Source organism: Leisingera sp. CC-HEC093 (genome assembly GCF_059429195.1).
Genome location: NZ_JCAIJR010000001.1, coordinates 2961190 through 2978349 on the forward strand (window position 1 = coordinate 2961190; position 17160 = coordinate 2978349).

At 63.2% G+C, this 17160-nt stretch carries 18 protein-coding genes; 9 read left to right on the top strand and 9 right to left on the bottom strand.

The window, feature by feature from the left end; all coding sequences use genetic code 11:
- From AC5STB_RS14485 to AC5STB_RS14495, 3 genes are all read right to left on the bottom strand, one after another.
- Positions 1-1089: an AI-2E family transporter gene (locus tag AC5STB_RS14485; RefSeq protein ID WP_495443512.1), complete on the bottom strand. Its 1089-nt coding sequence runs from the start codon at positions 1087-1089 to the stop codon at positions 1-3.
- A 242-nt stretch (positions 1090-1331) separates the two neighbouring features.
- Complete coding sequence (locus AC5STB_RS14490; protein ID WP_495443513.1) at positions 1332-2309, bottom strand: isopenicillin N synthase family dioxygenase; 978 nt, start codon at positions 2307-2309, stop codon at positions 1332-1334.
- Positions 2306-3670 carry an FAD-dependent oxidoreductase gene (locus AC5STB_RS14495; protein ID WP_495443514.1) on the bottom strand — a complete coding sequence of 455 codons (1365 nt, stop codon included), beginning with the start codon at positions 3668-3670 and terminating at the stop codon, positions 2306-2308. The genes AC5STB_RS14490 and AC5STB_RS14495 overlap by 4 nt, the downstream gene beginning before the upstream one ends.
- A gap of 275 nt (positions 3671-3945) precedes the next feature.
- Here AC5STB_RS14495 and AC5STB_RS14500 point away from each other — a divergent pair, with 275 nt between their 5' ends.
- The 3 genes from AC5STB_RS14500 (at position 3946) to proS (ending at position 8177) form a co-directional block, all read left to right on the top strand.
- A complete protein-coding gene (locus AC5STB_RS14500) occupies positions 3946-5547 on the top strand; it encodes a BCCT family transporter (RefSeq protein ID WP_495443515.1) in 1602 nt (533 codons plus the stop codon).
- 184 nt (positions 5548-5731) lie between these two features.
- Entirely contained in the window at positions 5732-6724 is a 993-nt protein-coding gene (locus AC5STB_RS14505) for a Swt1 family HEPN domain-containing protein (RefSeq protein ID WP_495443516.1), read from the top strand.
- Positions 6725-6821: 97 nt separating this feature from the next.
- Positions 6822-8177, top strand: a complete 1356-nt coding sequence (gene proS / locus AC5STB_RS14510) for a proline--tRNA ligase (RefSeq protein WP_495443517.1) — start codon at positions 6822-6824, stop codon at positions 8175-8177.
- A gap of 68 nt (positions 8178-8245) precedes the next feature.
- On the opposite strand, the gene AC5STB_RS14515 is transcribed toward proS, so the two are convergent.
- Both AC5STB_RS14515 and rsgA read right to left on the bottom strand, forming a co-directional pair.
- Complete coding sequence (locus AC5STB_RS14515; protein WP_495443518.1) at positions 8246-8683, bottom strand: GNAT family N-acetyltransferase; 438 nt, start codon at positions 8681-8683, stop codon at positions 8246-8248.
- 4 nt (positions 8684-8687) lie between these two features.
- On the bottom strand, positions 8688-9614 hold the full coding sequence (gene rsgA / locus AC5STB_RS14520) for a ribosome small subunit-dependent GTPase A (protein ID WP_495443519.1): 927 nt from the start codon (positions 9612-9614) through the stop codon (positions 8688-8690).
- A 523-nt stretch (positions 9615-10137) separates the two neighbouring features.
- On the opposite strand from rsgA, the gene AC5STB_RS14525 reads away from it, so the two are divergent.
- On the top strand, positions 10138-10653 hold the full coding sequence (locus AC5STB_RS14525) for a carboxymuconolactone decarboxylase family protein (RefSeq protein ID WP_495443520.1): 516 nt from the start codon (positions 10138-10140) through the stop codon (positions 10651-10653).
- A gap of 23 nt (positions 10654-10676) precedes the next feature.
- On the opposite strand, the gene AC5STB_RS14530 is transcribed toward AC5STB_RS14525, so the two are convergent.
- Positions 10677-11165: an HPP family protein gene (locus AC5STB_RS14530; protein ID WP_495443521.1), complete on the bottom strand. Its 489-nt coding sequence runs from the start codon at positions 11163-11165 to the stop codon at positions 10677-10679.
- A gap of 290 nt (positions 11166-11455) precedes the next feature.
- On the opposite strand from AC5STB_RS14530, the gene AC5STB_RS14535 reads away from it, so the two are divergent.
- The 4 genes from AC5STB_RS14535 (at position 11456) to AC5STB_RS14550 (ending at position 14653) form a co-directional block, all read left to right on the top strand.
- Positions 11456-12742 carry a lipoprotein-releasing ABC transporter permease subunit gene (locus tag AC5STB_RS14535; protein WP_495443522.1) on the top strand — a complete coding sequence of 429 codons (1287 nt, stop codon included), beginning with the start codon at positions 11456-11458 and terminating at the stop codon, positions 12740-12742.
- Positions 12735-13418 (top strand): ABC transporter ATP-binding protein, encoded by a 684-nt coding sequence (locus AC5STB_RS14540; protein WP_495443523.1) that lies wholly within the window; start codon positions 12735-12737, stop codon positions 13416-13418. The genes AC5STB_RS14535 and AC5STB_RS14540 overlap by 8 nt, the downstream gene beginning before the upstream one ends.
- Before the next feature lie 109 nt (positions 13419-13527).
- The gene (locus AC5STB_RS14545) at positions 13528-14187 is read left to right on the top strand and encodes a hypothetical protein (protein ID WP_495443524.1); all 660 of its coding nucleotides are present in this window, start codon (positions 13528-13530) and stop codon (positions 14185-14187) included.
- A gap of 139 nt (positions 14188-14326) precedes the next feature.
- On the top strand, positions 14327-14653 hold the full coding sequence (locus tag AC5STB_RS14550; protein ID WP_495443525.1) for a bactofilin family protein: 327 nt from the start codon (positions 14327-14329) through the stop codon (positions 14651-14653).
- Between the two features lie 11 nt (positions 14654-14664).
- Here the strand turns inward: AC5STB_RS14550 and AC5STB_RS14555 are convergent, their stop codons facing one another.
- Complete coding sequence (locus tag AC5STB_RS14555) at positions 14665-15486, bottom strand: class I SAM-dependent methyltransferase (RefSeq protein ID WP_495443526.1); 822 nt, start codon at positions 15484-15486, stop codon at positions 14665-14667.
- A 104-nt stretch (positions 15487-15590) separates the two neighbouring features.
- Between AC5STB_RS14555 and AC5STB_RS14560 the strand changes: the two genes are divergently transcribed.
- The gene (locus AC5STB_RS14560; RefSeq protein ID WP_495443527.1) at positions 15591-15944 is read left to right on the top strand and encodes a zinc ribbon domain-containing protein YjdM; all 354 of its coding nucleotides are present in this window, start codon (positions 15591-15593) and stop codon (positions 15942-15944) included.
- On the opposite strand, the gene AC5STB_RS14565 is transcribed toward AC5STB_RS14560, so the two are convergent.
- Positions 15941-16375 (bottom strand): DMT family transporter, encoded by a 435-nt coding sequence (locus AC5STB_RS14565; protein WP_495443528.1) that lies wholly within the window; start codon positions 16373-16375, stop codon positions 15941-15943. The two genes, AC5STB_RS14560 and AC5STB_RS14565, sit on opposite strands and share 4 nt — an antisense overlap.
- A gap of 98 nt (positions 16376-16473) precedes the next feature.
- On the bottom strand, positions 16474-17154 hold the full coding sequence (locus tag AC5STB_RS14570) for a hypothetical protein (RefSeq protein WP_495443529.1): 681 nt from the start codon (positions 17152-17154) through the stop codon (positions 16474-16476).
- Positions 17155-17160 lie beyond the last annotated feature (6 nt).

The window sequence follows — 17160 nt, forward strand, 5'->3', positions numbered from 1 at the left end:
TTACTCCGCGCCCGCGTCCCGCTTCTCAGCATTGGGATGGCTCTGGCCCTGATACAGGCGGCTGTCCAGATACCGCTCGGTCACAAAACGCGCGATCACACCCAGCGCCGCCGCAACTGGCACCGCTATCAGCATGCCGACAAAGCCGAACAAGGCGCCGAACACCGACAGCGCCAGCAGCAGCCAGACAGGATGCAAACCAACCGAGTCGCCCACCAGCTTGGGGGTCAGAACGTTGCCTTCGATCACCTGGCCGATGGCAAAGATTGCCGCCACCAGCCCGATCGACACCCAGTCGCCCCAAAACTGGAACAGCGCCAGCCCGATGGCCAGCGCGCCGCCGATCAGGGCGCCAAGGTAGGGGATGAAGGTGACAAGGCCCGCGATAAAGCCGACCGCGAGGCCGAAGTTCAGCCCCACCAGCATCAGCGCCACCGCGTAATAAGTGCCAAGGATCAGGCAAACGGTGCCCATGCCGCGGATAAAGGACGCCAGCACCGCGTCGATCTCGCCGGCCAGGCGCCGGATCACCGGCTGGTGGTCGCGCGGCAAAAGCTCATCAATGCGGGCGACCATGCGGTCCCAATCGAGCAGCAGATAAACCGCGACAACCGGCACGATGACCAGCAGGATCACGATATTGAGGAAGGAGGCTGCGCCGCCCAGCACTGATTGCAGCACCTCCATCGCGCGGGACTGCAGCGTCTGCATAAAGGATGTCACTGTCTGGTGGATGCGGCTGTTTTCCTCAAAGACAGAGGGGAACTGCTCGGATGCAAAGGCGCGGGCGTCGCGCACCAGCTGCGGCAGCACCTGGGCCAGGTCGATCATCTGCGAGATCAGCGTCGGCACAACCACCACAAGCAGCAGCAGGAAGATCAGCAGCGTACCCACGGTGATCGTGGCGGTGGCACCGGTGCGGCTCATGCCCCAGGCCTCCAGCCGGTCGGCCACCGGATCGATCATATAGGCGATGGCGGCGCCCAGTACAAAGGGCATCAGAACATTGCCAAGCGCCCACATCACCACCGCAAAGGCAATGGCGGCGAGGCCCCAGTATTTCAGCTGCTGTTGTGCCGGTAAGGCCATGGTCCGCGTGCCGCCTCTGGTCCGTTTGCGTCAGGATCTTGGTGCCAGTCTTTCCTGATGGGGCAGGGGCTTGCAAGGGGGCAGGGCGATTCCCCTGTGGGCAAGGCGGGGATAAGGCGGAAAAGACCGGGGGCAAGTTAAGGAAATGTTGCGCCCGGCCGCAGGCCGGGCAGCGCCCGCCCTCACAGTGTGGGCGGGCGCTCCGCCCCTGCAGGGGCGGGGTGTTCCTTCAGCTATGGCCGCTATTCGTGAACTGTGCCCAGCTCCGGCGTGTCTTCGCCCGCGTCCTCATCCGGCCAGTTGGTGCGCCAGATTTCAGCCGACCAGTGGCCGCAATGCACTGCAGGCCGGTCAAAGCCTGCGACCGGCGGCAGCAGCGGCTCCACCACCACGTCGTGGCGCGGCACCGCGAAATAGGGAAAGGAGTAGCGCTCCCGCCCGGTCTTGTTCACCACCCGGTGCGGGGTGGAGACCAGCCGCCCGCCGGACCACAGCTCCAGCATGTCGCCGATGTTCACGACGAAACCGCCGGATGGGCAGTCCGGGGTGATCCAGCCGCCGTCCCGCATCTGCACCTCCAGCCCGCCCACCGGGTCCGGCGCGATAATGGTCAGCGCGTCGGTGTCCTTGTGCGGGTGGATGCCAAAGCCTTCTTCCTCCGGCGCTTGCGGCGGGTAGTGCAGCAGGCTCATATTGGTCAGCGGGGTTTCAAACGGCTCGCGCAGGGCCGCCGGGTCCAGTCCCAGCCCCTCGGCCAGCGCGCTCAAAAGCAGGTGAAAGACGCCGTCCAGCTGCGCCCAGTACCCCAGGATCACCTCGCGCGCTTCGGGCACTTCCTCGGGCCAGCGGTTGGGGCCGTAAAGGGCGCAGGCGGCGCGGATGGGATCGTCCGCCGCAACCTCATGGTGCAGTTTGTAGCCCTCGTATTTGTCCGCAGTGCCGGAGCCGTCGTTGGGCGTGAAGAAACCCAACGGGATATAACCACGGTAATTTTCCCGCGTAATCGCCTGATCCCATTTGGATTTTTCCGGCACGTCAAAGATCGCCCGCACGGCGCCGCGCACAGCCTCCACGGTTTGCGGCGCCACGCCGGTGCCGGTGACCGACAGGAACCCGATATCCTCAGCCGCGGCCAGAATGGCGGCTACGGTGTCCTGCCGTTTCGGGTGCTCTGCCGCGCGCAGCGGCGAGATGTCGATGGTGGGAATGCTCTGCTTCACAAGTACCTCACGCCCTGCCGCTTCAACTCGTCCTGCACCGCGGTGATGTCCACAGCGTCGAATTCGCAACCCGCCTTCACCGACAGCGCTGCGGCAATGCCTGCGCCTTGGCCTGCCACGGCGCAGCAGGCCATGTTGCGGGTGGCGGCATGAGCAATCTTATCTCCGCCGATGGCACGGCCGGTGACCAAGAGGCCCTGAACGCCCTTGGGCAGCATCGCGCGATATGGGATCTGCATGTAACGCCCGGTGGTGGGCAGGATCAGCACGCCGTAGCCGTCGATGAACTCCGGGTAGATGCCGATGCTGTCCTCGAACCGGCCCTGATGCCGTGTCTCGTCCTCAGTGATGTTGTGATGGGCGTCGATCTTGCGGGTGTCGCGGATGCCGATGGTCATGCCGAAGTTCCGCAGCCGCGCGCCTTCGCAGCCCGGCGTATAGGCGCGCAGGGCATCAATCGCATGCATCGCCTGGCGGCGGCCCTCGATCTCGCCCTTGGTCATGCTGTCCGGGTCGGTGCCGTCGATGCCCGCCAGATGCACCAGGTTCATATAGGTCATCTCGCCGCTGTCATGCACCGCCCCCCAGGTGCCGCCGATGGTGTTCAGATGCGCCGGGATCACCCCGTCGCGGATCGCTTGCGAAAACGGCTTGGCCAGGAAGGGGGAGAACATCTCGTCCTCCTTGCCATCGGTCTCCACCTGCCATTCGCCGGTCGACCAGTTGGCATAGGTCTGCGGGTCGGCCTTCACGCCTTCCATGAACTTTTGCTTGTCGACGCCGGCGATGTGGAACATCACGCTGGCCGCCTGCATCTGCTCTACCGGGGTCTTGATGGTGGGCGCGCCCATCATATGGGCAATGTCGGCGTCGCCGGTGGCATCGATCACCCGCTTTGCCAGAATGGCCTCGCGGCCTGCCTTGCTCTCGACAATCACGCCGGTGATCCGGCTGCCCTCGCGGATCGGCGCTACGAAGATCCGGTGCAGCATCGGGTGGATGCCGGCCTCTTCCACCAGCTTGTCCGCCACCAGCTTGAAGCCCTCGCTGTCCAGCTCGTAAGACAGCGACTGGCTTTCGGGCACCGCCGCGCCCATTGCCTTGGCGCGCTCCTCGAACTCCCAGCCGATGCCGCCGGCCTCCACCGTTTCTTCGTGCCGGTACCAGGCAAAGCCCTCGACCCCTACGGTGGTGATATTGCCGCCGAAACAGCCGAAGCGGTCGAGAAGCGTAACCTCCACCCCCGCCCGCGCCGCCGCCAGAGCCGCTGCCAGCCCGCCGGGGCCGGAGCCCACGACCAGCACCTCGGTTTCATGAATGACCGGTATCTCGCGTGCCGGCTCTGTAATGGTTTTGGCCACGTCTCTCTCTCCCTTGTCCCTGAGAGCGGTGTTTCCGGTAACAGTTTCGAATCTTGAACAGCGGTTCAAGTTCATTTGCGCCGGAATGCCGCAAAAACGACATCCGCCTGCAAATGCCGCAAATGACGGGGTCTATGCCGGGTTCGGGCAGGTTCCCGGCCGTGAAAATCCCTGCTGCCAGCCTCCGCAAAACCGATGGCGGAAGCGCAAATTAGGAGATTTGCGAATTTGATGCGACACTTGGCGGGCTTTTAGCGAAGTTCAAGGGAGGAAACATGCCTGAGTCAAAGAAAATGCTCGATCCCGATCCAAGGGTCTGGGACTTTGAGACGGAACATGAGCTGGGACAGGACAACATCCGCCCGTTCGGGCTGGATATCCATAATCCGGTCTTCCTGATTTCCAGTGTCCTGATCGCGGCCTTTGTGCTGATCGCGCTGGCCAATCAGGAGGCCGCAGCGGCCTTCTTCGGCTGGCTCCGGCCCTGGCTCACCAGCACATTCGACTGGTTTCTGGTCTTGTCGGTGGACGCCATCACCCTGTTCTGCCTGGCGCTGATCGTGCTGCCGGTCGGTTCGGTCCGGATCGGCGGCCAGGATGCGACGCCGGACTATTCCTATGCCGGCTGGATTGCGATGATGTTCGCGGCCGGCATCGGCATCGGCCTGTTGTTCTTCGGCGTGCTGGAGCCTGTCTACTACAACTTCTCTGAAGGCGGCGCAGCGCGGCCTTTGAACATCGACATCACCCAGCCGGGCAACGAATACATCGGCATTGTCGGCACCATCCACCATTGGGGGCTTGAAGGCTGGGCGGTTTATGCAGCTGTCGGCCTGTCGCTGGCAATCTTCTGCTACAACCTCGGCCTGCCGCTGACCCTGCGCTCTGCCTTTTACCCGATCCTGGGCGAACGGGTCTGGGGCTGGTGGGGCCACGCGATTGACACGCTGGCGGTGTTTGCCACCCTGTTCGGGCTGACAACCTCGCTGGGCCTGGGTGCGCAGCAGGTTGCGGCCGGCTTGTACGAGGTCTTTGGCATCGAACCCAGCCCGACGGTTGTCGTGCTCCTGATCATCGGCATCACCGCGATTGCGCTGGGCTCGGTGCTGATGGGCATGGATGCCGGCGTCAAACGTCTGTCCGAAATCAACATGGTAATGGCTGTCGGCTTGTTCATCTTCGTCATTCTGGTCACCGGCGTCGGCACCGCAATTGCGCGTTATTTCAGCGTGATGGTGGACTATGTCCAACTGCTGCCCGCGCTCTCAAACCCCTTCGGGCGCGAGGACACCAGTTACTTCCACGGCTGGACGACATTCTACTGGGCCTGGTGGATTGCCTGGTCGCCTTTTGTCGGCATGTTCATCGCCCGCATCTCCAAGGGCCGCACGGTGCGCGAGTTCGTGCTGTGCGCGCTGATCGCCCCGACCGCGGTCTGCGCGCTGTGGATGTCGACCTTTGGCGGCGGCGCCATCGACATGCTGAACGCGGGCGGCGCCGAGGGCGTCAAGGCCACCGTGATCGACAGCTACAAGCCTGAGGGCGCGCTGTTCGGCTTCCTGAAGGAGCTGCCGCTCTATTCCATCGTGGCGCCGGTCTCGCTGGTGCTGATCGTGATCTTCTTCGTGACCTCGTCAGACTCCGGTTCGCTGGTGATCGACACCATCACCGCAGGCGGCAAGATGGACGCGCCGGTGATCCAGCGGGTGTTCTGGTGCACGCTGGAGGGGCTGGTGGCCATCGCACTGCTTCTCGGCGGCGGTCTGTCGGCGCTCCAGGGGGCTGCAGTCTCGACCGGCATCCCCTTCACGCTGGTGGTGCTGATCATGTGCTACTGCCTGTGGCTGGCGCTGCGGGCTGAGCGGGCGAAGATGTAGGCTAAGGCAAAATACTGTTTGAAAATGCCGCGGGCGTTCCGGCGCCCGCGGTTTGCTTTTGGGGCGTGTTGGACTGTCGCGCTGCCGCCGAGAGAGTTGCGCATTTCGTGAAGAATATATGGATGCAATGAGGTATAGGCGGGGTCACATAGCAAGTTGATTGTAAAAAAGGTTCCAGAGGGATATGATTGCATCAAATTATGTGAAGAAAATTTATAACTTTCAAGACACTACGCTCAAGCTCTATGCTCGGCTTTGGCAGTTTGAAACTTGGTTGCGACGCATGGTTTATGTCGAACTGCGTGCGAAGAGGGGGGATCGCTGGAAACAAGGCCTTAAGTCAGTCGCGCCAGCGTTGGGCGAGGACAAAGCGTTGATCCATATGGGGACGCCAGAGGAAAATGACTTGAGCTATGCCCAGCTTTGGCAGTTGCTAGACCTCATCGACAATAATTGGGGTTGTTTCGAAGGCTATTTCCCTCCGAAGAAGGTTTGGAAAGCTAAGGCGCAAGAGATCTCGCAAATCAGAAACAGGGTTGCGCATTTCAGATCATGCCACAGTGATGATCTGCAAAGGGTCGAGCAATTCCTTAGAGACATTGACAAAGGGTTTTGGAGTTTTTGTACCAGTTACAATGATCCAATGCCTGTTCTTCCGCAGTCGTCTGACAGAATAACTCATCATTTCTTGCACTTGGACCCAATTCCGTGGGGCGAGATTGGAGAGAATGAATGGGCTCGTTTAGGGCATGTGGATAAGTCGATGGTTGTCGGAATGCAGGTGAACAAGACCTATCGGCCTTGGTACACAAAAGGAGAGGACCAAGCTGGTGGGTGCGGAGTTCTGTACGAATTCAAGTTGTTGGCGTTTGATCGAAAATTCGACATTCAGAATTTTCTTAAAAGCACGAAGCGCTTTCACGAACACTTGGTCACGTTCGATTTCGATCAGGAGAACTCGTACGTGAGGCTTGTATTGCCCGCTGTCCTTGGAGAGGAAAGGATCATTGACGTTGCCACTGAGATGGAAAAGTGGGCTCGCAACTCAGTTGGTCGGAGCTCGGTGGCAAAATTCACAGTAGACAAGGCCTCGCAGTGGCCTGAGTTTGTGTTACGCCCAGATGATCCTTTGTGCTTCTTGGATCCCGAAATGCCCTGCTCATTCTTCAATGTGTAAGCGCAATTAGGTCCTTACAAACCTCCCCACTTGCCCGCACCCCCATCACCCACTAAACCGGGCGGGAACTCGAACCCACATCACCGATGGAGCCAAGATGCGCCTGTCCCGCTATTTTCTGCCGGTTCTGAAAGAGAACCCCTCGGAAGCCCAGATCGTCAGCCACCGGCTGATGCTGCGCGCCGGGATGATCAAGCAATCCGCCGCCGGGATCTATTCCTGGCTGCCCTTGGGCTTCAAGGTGCTGAAGAAGATCGAAAGCATCGTCCACGACGAGCAGATCCGCGCGGGCCATATCCCGATGCAGATGCCGACCATGCAGTCCGCCGACCTGTGGCGCGAGTCGGGCCGCTACGAGGCCTATGGCCAGGAAATGCTGCGCATGAAGGACCGGCATGACCGCGACATGCTGTTCACCCCGACGGCCGAAGAACTGATCACCGACATCTTCCGCGCCCACGTCAGCAGCTACAAGGACCTGCCGCTGACCATGTACCAGATCCAGTGGAAGTTCCGCGACGAGATCCGCCCGCGCTTCGGCGTGATGCGGGGCCGCGAGTTTTACATGAAGGACGGCTACAACTTCGACCTGACCAAGGAAGACGCGCTGCACGCCTACAACCGCCACCTGGTCAGCTACCTGCGCACCTATGAGCGCATGGGCCTGCAGGCGATCCCGATGCGGGCGGATTCCGGCCCGATCGGCGGCGACGACACCCATGAATTCTTGGTGCTGGCCGACACCGGTGAGTCCGAGGTGTTTTATGACAGCGCCGTCACCGATCTGACCTTCGGCGACCGCGAGATCGACTATGACAGCGTCGCGCAGTGTCAGAGCGTGCTGGAGGAGTTTACCTCCAAATACGCCCGCACCGACGAGACCCACGATGAGGCCCTGTTCAACCAGATCCCCGAGGAGCGCCGCCGGGTGGCGCGCGGTATCGAGGTTGGCCAGATCTTCTATTTCGGCACCAAGTATTCCGACGCCATGGGCGCCACCGTGCAGGGCCCGGACGGCAAGAACGTGCCGGTGCACATGGGCTCCCACGGAATTGGCGTCTCCCGCCTGCTGGGTGCAATCATCGAGGCCAGCCACGACGACAAAGGCATCATCTGGCCCGAGGGCGTGACCCCGTTCCACTGCGGTATCGTCAACCTCAAGCAGGGCGATGACGAGGCGGATGGGGCCTGCAACCAGCTTTATGCGGCGCTGACCGCGGCTGGCCTGGACCCGCTCTATGATGACCGTAACGAGCGCGCGGGCGGCAAGTTCGCCACCATGGACCTGATCGGTCTGCCCTGGCGCATCACCGTCGGCCCGCGGGGGCTGAAGAACGGCGTGGTGGAACTGACCTCGCGCCGCACCGGCGAAAGCGAGGAGCTGTCCCCGGAAGAGGCGGTCAAGAAGGTGGTCGAGGTCTACAAGGCCCACCCCACAGGCCGCGGCTTCTGAGCCTGCCCGCGATCCGAAGAATACAGCCCCGCCGGCCAGCACCGGCGGGGTTTCTCCTTTAGGGCCGGTTAGGCGTCCGCTGCACCAGGCATGGACATTCTGATTGTGACCGCTCCGGATTGTTCGTGCAGATACTCCTCCACGAATTCAAAACCGTAGCGTTCGTAAAACGGACGCCCGACCTTGTTGTCCTTGAAAACCTCAACCCGCAGCGGCCCCTTAAGGCCGGCCACGTGATCAACCATGGCCCGGCCGTAGCCATGCCCGTGATGGTCCGGATCCAGGAACAGCCCGCCGATTTCGTTGCCCATCATGGCGATGAACCCGATGGGGGCGCCGTTCTTTTCAATCACCCATGTCTCAGCATTCGGCAGAAACATGTTGCGCATCGCATCTTTGACGAAGGCCACGAAGCTCTGGGTCAGGAAGGGATGCGCCAGCGCGTTGGCCTTTTCCCAGATGGCAATCAGCGCGCCGGTGTCGGTTGCCGTGTATTCTCTGATCATTGTCTTACTTTCTTTTGTGCCGTTTGACGGCCCGGACCAATTTGCTCAGCGCCTTGCCACCGGCCTTCCGCTCTGCCAGCGAGGCTGAGTTGAACCGTTCTTCCGCCGCCAGTTTGTTCCAGCGGGCCAGACGGTCCGGTGTGATTTCGCCCCGTTCCACGGCGTTCTTTATCGCGCAGCCGGGTTCGGATTGGTGCGTGCAGTCACTGAACCGGCACTGGCCGGCCAGTGATGCGATATCATCAAACACATCGGCGATGCCGTCTTGCGCATCCGTCAGCTGCAGCTCGCGCATTCCTGGGGTGTCCAGCACCGCGCACCCGTTTGGCAGAAAATGAAGCTGCCGACGGGTGGTGGTGTGCCGGCCCTTTGCATCATCTTCCCGGATAGCGCCCGTTTCCACGGCCTGGTCATCCATCAAGGCATTGACCAGTGTGGATTTTCCAACCCCGGACGAGCCCAGAAAGGCGATTGTCTGGCCTGGCTTGCACCAGTCCTTCAGTCTTTCTTGCGGCTCCTGCCCAAGCGCATTTACGGCCAAGGCGATCGCCCGCCGGGAAACCGCTGAGGCTGCCTGCACATAGGGCGCGGTATCGTTGCAAAGATCCGCCTTGGTCAACAGGATCACTGGCGTGGCATCCGCCTCAAATGCCAGTGCCGCATAGCGTTCCAGCCGCGCCACGTTGAAATCCTGATTGCAGGACGTGACGATAAAGACCGTATCCACGTTGGCGGCAATCAGCTGCAGCCTGCGGTCCGTTCCCGGCGCGCGCCGTTTGAACAGGCTCTTGCGGTGCAGCACAATGCTGGCTGCCGGGTGATCCTGATTGAGCAGCAGCCAGTCGCCCACCGTCGCGTCAGGCCCGGGAGGTATGAGCTGGTCTATGCCATCACCAAGGACGTGCAGCCCGTTGCGGTGGACTTCGGCCACGCGCACAGGCGGGGTTGCAGTCAGGTCGTCAGCATTGGTTTGCTGTGCAAAGAATGGCTGCCACCCAAGTTTTTCCAGTTTGGATCGTGTGCGTGCAGCGGTTTTGCCGCCGCCCGTAGGCGGCAAGAATTGGGAATAGTCCCGTATCATTGTCGTGAACTTTCATGTTCCAGCCACGGGCAGGCGCCCGGGCAGTAATGTGGAGGGGGTGTTTGCAAAACATCATTCACCCGCTTTGCGCGGATGTTGGGGCTGTTCAGTTTTGCACCGGGAGGACGCTCTGCCTCCCCACATTACCGGGACATAAAATCTCCATTGCCGTGCGGTTCAGATAGCAACTTGGCCGGAACGTTGCAAGATGGGCTGCGATTGCGGGCCTTCGGTATCGCCGCAGCATCTGGCACCCAGCGGCGCAGAGGGGCACCCCGGTCATGCCCTCTTTCTTTGGTCGGCGGGGGCCGGGCCGCAGACAGCGCGCGGTCCGGCTGCTAGTCTGGCGGGTATGCAAAACGGAGGGGGAAACATGGCTGGTTTCAGCGGTATCGCAGCGGACAGCGGGCTGACGCAGGTGCTGTTAGCTTTTCCGCGCAACTCGGAACAGCTGCTGCGCCTGCTGGACAGCATCATGTGCGGCGGCGGCGCCCTGTCGCGGGGCGAACGCGAGGCGATTGCCGCCTATGTCTCAGGCCTGAACGATGTGGCCTATTGCGTCCATTTCCACACCTTGTTCTCAGAGGCGTTCTGCGGCCCGGTGGCGGCGGTGCAGGAGCGTATCCGGCCGCTGCTGGACTATGCCTGTGCCCTGCACGCCGGGCAGGCCGGGGGCATTGCGCAGGCTTTTGATGCGGCCTCTGCGGCGGGCTGGAGCGAGGCCGCGCTTTATGAGGTGGTGGAGGTCTGCGGGATCTTCAGCTGCATCAACACCATCGTCAGGGCCGCCGGGCTGGCCGGGCCGGGACAGATGCCGGACCCGCGGCCAACGGCAGAGGGGCTGGAAAACTCCTATGCGGCAATGGCAGCCGCTGTGCGCGGCAATTAGGGCGTTGGGGAGGGGCGCTGCGTTCAGCCGTGTTTCAGCGGGTATTGATGGCCCGCCACACGGTGGAACACCGCCGCAATCGCCACCAGCGCCACCGCGCCGGTCAACACCGGAAACAGCAGGAAGGTGACGCCGGGGTCGGTGGCAAAGACCACCAGCGGGTCGGCGCCCGCGGGCGGATGGGTCAGCCGCAGCGCCGCCATCAGGGCAATCGACAGCCCCACGGCCAGCGCCAGCGCCCACCAGGTATCGGGCAGCAGCGCGTTCAGCGCCAGCGCGACGGCGGTGGCCAGCAGATGCCCGCCGACCACATGCGCGGGCTGCGACAGCGGGCTGGCGGGCACCGAGAACAACAGCACGCAACTGGCGCCGAAAGGGGCGATCAGCAGCAAAAGGTTGGCGTGCGTTGTAAGCAGCGACAGCGCCGCAATGGCCACAAAAGCGCCAAGCCCGGCGGTGATGACAGACCGCAGCGGCGGATGCGGCAGCGCGCGTTTGAAATACCTGTCCATCGTTCTCACCCGTGTTTGAAACCGCAACCGGCCTGATAAGGCCCTACCACCAGGGGAATGCAAGGCAACGGGCATATGCGGCAGGTCACGATGCGGTGACGTCAGGCCGGGCGGGCAGGCAAGGGTTTTGAGGAAAACTCCTGATAAATCCGTTTCTCGATAGATTTTCGGGCCGCGCGGCGGTCATTCCGGCCCCGGCTGGCGGATAATCGGCCAGTTGTGCAACCGCACCTTGACCCCGGGCGCCCCACAGCACAGGTTGCAGGCAAAATTTCCGGGCAGGACCCCTTATGGCCACAACACCACCGCCGTTTTCCCGTTTCGAATGGATCATCGCCTGGCGCTACTTGCGCGCCCGCAAGGCCGAGGGCGGGGTCAGCGTGATGACCTGGATCAGCCTCATCGGCATCACCCTGGCGGTGTTTGCGCTGATTGCCACGCTGGCGGTGCGATCCGGCTTCCGGTCGGAATTTGTCGGCACCATTCTGGGCGCCAATGCCCATGTCACCGTCTATTCCTATGGCGAGGTGACGGAGGCCGGGGTGCTGGACCGGGCGCTGACCGACTATGAGGCGCTGGCCGCGAAGGTCGCTGCGGTGCCCGGCGTCACCCGCGCCGCGCCGCTGGTCAAGGGGCAGGTGATGGCCAACCTGCGCCAGCGCAATGCGGGGGTTGAGGTCTTCGGGATCTCTGCCAAGGACATTCAGGGCATCCCAGGTGTCGCCCAAAGCGAGGAAGCCATCGGCGATCTGGCGCGCTTTGAGGAGGGCATTGCCATCGGCTCTGGCGTGGCGCGGGAGCTGGGGGTCACTGTCGGCGACAAGATCAAGCTGATCTCGCCCAACGGTGTGAAAACCGCCTTTGGCACCAGCCCGCGGGTGAATGCCTACGAGGTGGTCTATGTCTTCACCGCAGGGCGCTGGGACATCGATCGCACCCGCGTCTATCTGCCGTTTGCGGAGGCGCAGGGCTTCTTCAACCGCGAGGGCGCGGCGGATGAGATTGAGGTGATGGTGGAAGACCCCGAAAACGTCGAGCCGCTGGCGCTGGCGGTCCAGCAGGCAGCGGGCGGCACTGCGGGGGTCTGGACCTGGCGCGATGCCTCCGGCGGCTTCCTGCGGGCGCTGGAGGTCGAGGACAACGTGATGTTCATCATCCTGTCGATCCTGGTGCTGATCGCAGCGATGAACATCGTCTCGGGCCTGATTATGCTGGTCAAGAACAAGGGCCGCGATATCGGCATCCTGCGGACCATCGGCCTTAGCGAAGGGTCGGTGATGCGGGTGTTTTTCATCTGCGGCGCCTTCACGGGCGTCCTTGGCACTATCTGCGGCGTGGTGCTGGGCTGCCTATTTGCGCTGTATATCGATCCGATCTTCTCGTTCGTGAACTACATCATGGGCGGCGGCGTCTGGGACCCGTCGATCCGCGGCATCTATGCGCTGCCGGCGGAGCTGCGGCTGGCCGATGTGGTCTCGGCCACAGCGCTGTCGCTGGGGCTGTCGTTCTTTGTGACCATTTTCCCGGCCCGCCGCGCGGCGCGCCTGAACCCGGTGGAGGCGCTGCGCTATGAGTGAGATCACGCTGGAGCTGAAGGGGATCACCAAATCCTACCTGACCGGCACGCCGGGGCAGGTGGACGTGCTGCGCGGTGCCGAGCTGAGCTTGCAGGCGGGTGAAGTTGTGGCGCTGGTCGCCCCATCTGGTGCGGGCAAGTCGACGCTTCTGCATATCGCGGGGCTGCTGGACACCCCGGACGCGGGCGAGGTGCAGGTGGCAGGCGAGGACGTGACCCGCAAGGGCGACCGCCGCCGCACCCGTGTGCGCCGGCAGGAAGTTGGTTTTGTCTATCAGTTCCACCACCTGCTGCCGGAGTTCACGGCGCTGGAAAACATCGTGCTGCCGCAGCTGGCCAATGGCGCCTCGCAGAAAGCTGCCGTGGCGCGGGCGGTGGATCTTTTGGGGACCGTCGGCCTTGCGGCGCGCGCAGATCACCGTCCGGCGGCGCTGTCGGGCGGCGAGCAGCAGCGGGTCGCCTTTTGCCGGGCACTGGCCAATGCGCCGCGGGTGCTGCTGGCGGATGAGCCGACCGGGAACCTTGACCCCGGTACCTCTGACCAGGTGTTTGCGGCGCTGATGGAGCTGGTGCGCGGCACCGGCATGTCGGCGCTGATTGCCACCCACAATCTGGAGCTGGCAGCGCGGATGGACCGGCAGGTGAAGCTGGAGAACGGGCTGCTGGTGCCGGTTTAGGACGGGGCTGCGCGCCTTGTTCCGGGCGTGTGGAAGCCCGGGCATTTGACCTGCATGGCCCCCAGGGGCCACTCTGTCCCCCGTATGGTTCCGGTGACGGTGGGTTCAGATGCAGAAGACGGTCTCGGTCCTGAAGGACCTCGTGGTGCTGTTGCGCGATGCTTCGGTGATCGCGCTGTTTGCGGTCTTCCTGCTGTTTCCGCAGAAGCTGAACGGCATTCTGGTCAGCGCCGGGTTTGAGGAAGGCAGCTTTGCCGGCTTCAAGTGGAAATCCAAGCTGGTCGAATACGACGCCACCGTGGCGGAGCTGCGGACCGCGCTGGCGGAGGCGCAAAACGTGAACGCCCGGCTGACCCAGGCGTTGCAGGCGGCGGGGGCAGGGCCTGCGGCGGCCGGGTCGGCGGAGCTGCAGCGCGACGCGGAGCTGGTGCAGCAGGATGCAACTGCGGCGCTGGAAGCGGCCAGCAAGACGGTGGCAGGCAATCAGCAGCTGGTGCAGCAGGCCCGGGCGCAGCTACAGGAGGAGGCGATCCGCTATTGCTATCAGGAGGACAGCGGCAAGAAAGGGGCGCAGGCCTATTTGGTGGCCTGCCACACCACACCGGAGCGCTGCGAGCGGGCCAAGGAGAATCCAGCCACAAAGTCTTCTGCCTGCGCAGCGCTGGATATGAACACCGTGCCCTGGCAGCCCAGCCCCGGCGGCTTCTGGGGCTCGCTGTTCCAGTACAGCGCGGCGCCGCTGCCCGCACCGTTTCCGCAGGTGGAATAGGCGGCAACTGCGGCTGGGCGGCGGAACATTGCCACCCGGACAGCGGCGGCTTTGGCCCCGGGGCGGCACTTTGCTAACACCTGTTCAAATTTGCCCGGGCGGGCTAGTCTGCCTTGGGATGCGCAGAAAGGGCTGAGACGTGGTGAATTCGGTAATCGAGAAAGATGTGACGGTTGAAGGCAATATCACCTCCAGCAAGGGCAGCGTCGAGGTCCGCGGCCGGGTCGTCGGCGACGTGTCGGCGCAGGCGGTGACAGTGCTGGAAGGCGGTATCGTGGATGGCGCGCTGAGCGCGAAATCGGTCACGGTGGAAGGCGCCTACAGCGGCAAGATCCAGTGCGAGGACCTGCGTCTGGCAGCCAGCTCCCAGGTGCAGGCGGATGTGTCGGCCCAGACCATGTCCACCGAAAACGGCGCCCAGCTGCAGGGCAACATCAAGGTCAGCGGCAAGACCAACGGAGCATAAAGGCACGGGCCTCAGGCCGCGCAGAGGAAGCTCCAGGTCAGCATCCGGCGTTCGCGAAGGGCGCGCAGCTGGTTCTGTACCATGTTCTGGAACCCGTCGCCGAACAGCAGGCGGGTGGTGACGGGCACCGGCGGAGGTGCTCCGGTGGTGGCTGTGCGGTCCTCCAGCCAGCGCAGGCTTTGGTCCGTTGACTCGATGCTGTCCAGCAGTTTGAAGCCAGCCGCGCGGAGCAGGGCTTCCATCGCTTGCGGGGTGGACAGGTGGCTGTTTGACGGCTCCGCGGACCAGGGCGCCGGGAATATCATCTCGCCGCCTTCGCCCTGCAGGATGTCATAGACGGCAAACACACCGCCGGGGCACAGCACCCGGCGGATCTCGGCATACATCCGATGCTTGTCGGGGATGTTCATGGCCACATGCACGGTGATGGCGGCGTTAAAAGCGTCATCTGCAAATGGCAGGTTTGTGGCGTCGCCTTGCAGGAATTCGGTTTTGTCCGATAGGCCCAGCCAGCCGGATATCTCCGCCGCGGCTGCGCACTGCTCCGCCGTCAGGTCGATGCCGGTGACATGGCAGCCCGCGGTGTCAGCAATGGTCCGCGCCACGCCGCCAAGGCCGGAACCGATGTCGAGCACCTTTGACTGCGCCGTCAGCCGCATCATGGAGAGCAGCTCCAACGTCGCGGCCCGGCCGCGGAAGTGGAATTCATCCAAGGGTTCAAAGTCGGCGGGCGTGAGATCCGAGGGCTCCAGTCCCTTGGCACGCAGGTCCCGTGCAATCCGGTCCGCCAGATTGCCGCCGCCGCTGTAGTGTTCCGGAATGCCACCGGTCATGATGCTGGCCTTTCGCTGGCCCTGCTCGACAGTATAGCACAGGCTGGGCCGAGCGAGAGCATCCAGCGCTGGCCTTGGTGCGTTATGCCGGCTATTGGCGGGGCATGACTGATACCTTGCCGCCGTGCCCCGAATGCGCCTCTGCCTATACCTATCAGGTGGATGCTTTGCTGATCTGTCCCGAATGCGCCCATGAATGGGCGGCGGGTGCGGCTGCCGACGAGGCTGAGGGCGGACCCGGGGACGTGCGCGACAGTGTCGGCAATCTGCTGGCGGACGGTGACACGGTGACGGTGATCAAGGATCTGAAGCTGAAGGGTACGTCATCGGTGATCAAGGTCGGCACCAAGGTGCGCGGCATCCGGCTGGTGGAGGGCGATCACGACATCGACTGCAAGGTGCCGGGCGTCGGCCCGATTGGGCTGAAATCGCAGTTCGTGAAGAAAGTCTCCGGTTAGGCCATCTGAGTGATCCAGACCCCCAGTGCCATCACCGAAATGCCGGCGGCGCGGGTCAGGGTCAGCGGGCTGACCTGGGCGCCGAACAGGCCGAAATGGTCGATCGCGGCGGCTGAGATCAGCTGGCCGATCAGCACGAAGAACACCGCGTTGCCGACGCCGAAATGCGGCGCCACATAGGTGATCGACAAGACGTAGAAGGCCACCAGAATGCCCGCCAGGAGCAAGTGCTTGGGCGCGGCGGGGATCTTGGCCAGGGCCTGCGGGCCGGCGATCAGCGCATAGAGGATGGTGGCAATCAGCGCGATCAGGAACAGCACCACCGCGGCGGAGGCGGGGGAGCCGATCAGTTTGCCCAAAGCGGCATTGAGCGCTGCCAGCACAGGGATTCCGAGGCCCGCGGCCAGCATGATGAGGGCGTATTGGGTCATTGTGCGGCTCCTGAAAATGGCTTGGGAGTTTTGTGGCCGGAACGTTCCCGGCAAGACAAGGGCTACGTTACGGCGCAGCATTGGAAATCCGCGGCGGGTCAGTCGCAAATGCCGTTCAGTTCCGCGCCCTTCCAGGGCAGGTATACATCCTGTTCGCGGGACTGCGGCAGCGGGCTGACGGGCATGGCGACCGCCAGCATCCGGTGCAGGCGTTTGGTGCGGGCCGCCTGCGGGGCAAGGGCGCGGCAGCAGACGTATTCCTCAATAATTGCGCCCTGCTGTTCGAAACCGTAGGTGCCGAACTCCGGCTCGCCCTCCAGATCGAACAGGTAGGGGTCGCGGTCCGGTCCGTGTTCTGCGGCGGCGCGCAGCGGCGAATATCCGGTCTGGCGGCGGTTCTGCCATTGCCAGACGTGGGTGGCCTCATGCGCCAGCAGCATCGCCTCCACCAGATGCAGCCGGTCCGGGTATTCCGGCAGGTAGTTGTCCAGATACCAGTCGCGGGTAAACAGGATCCGGTTGAACAGCGCCACTGCCGCGGGTTTGGAGGTGACGATCTCGTCCTTGACCGGCGGCAGGATGCGTTCGCGGCAGGTGACGCGCGGGCGGGGCGTGCGGCGGAAAGTGACAGGCCCCAGCGGCGCGCCGTTCACGATGCGCACCTTGTCCGCATTCAGGCTGCTTCCATGCAGGGTGCCGAGATAGGCGCGCTCGGTCTCTGTCAGCGGGCGGCCGCAGGCGGCGAGGAACAGCAGGGCGAGGAAGAGGCAGCGGATCATGCGCAG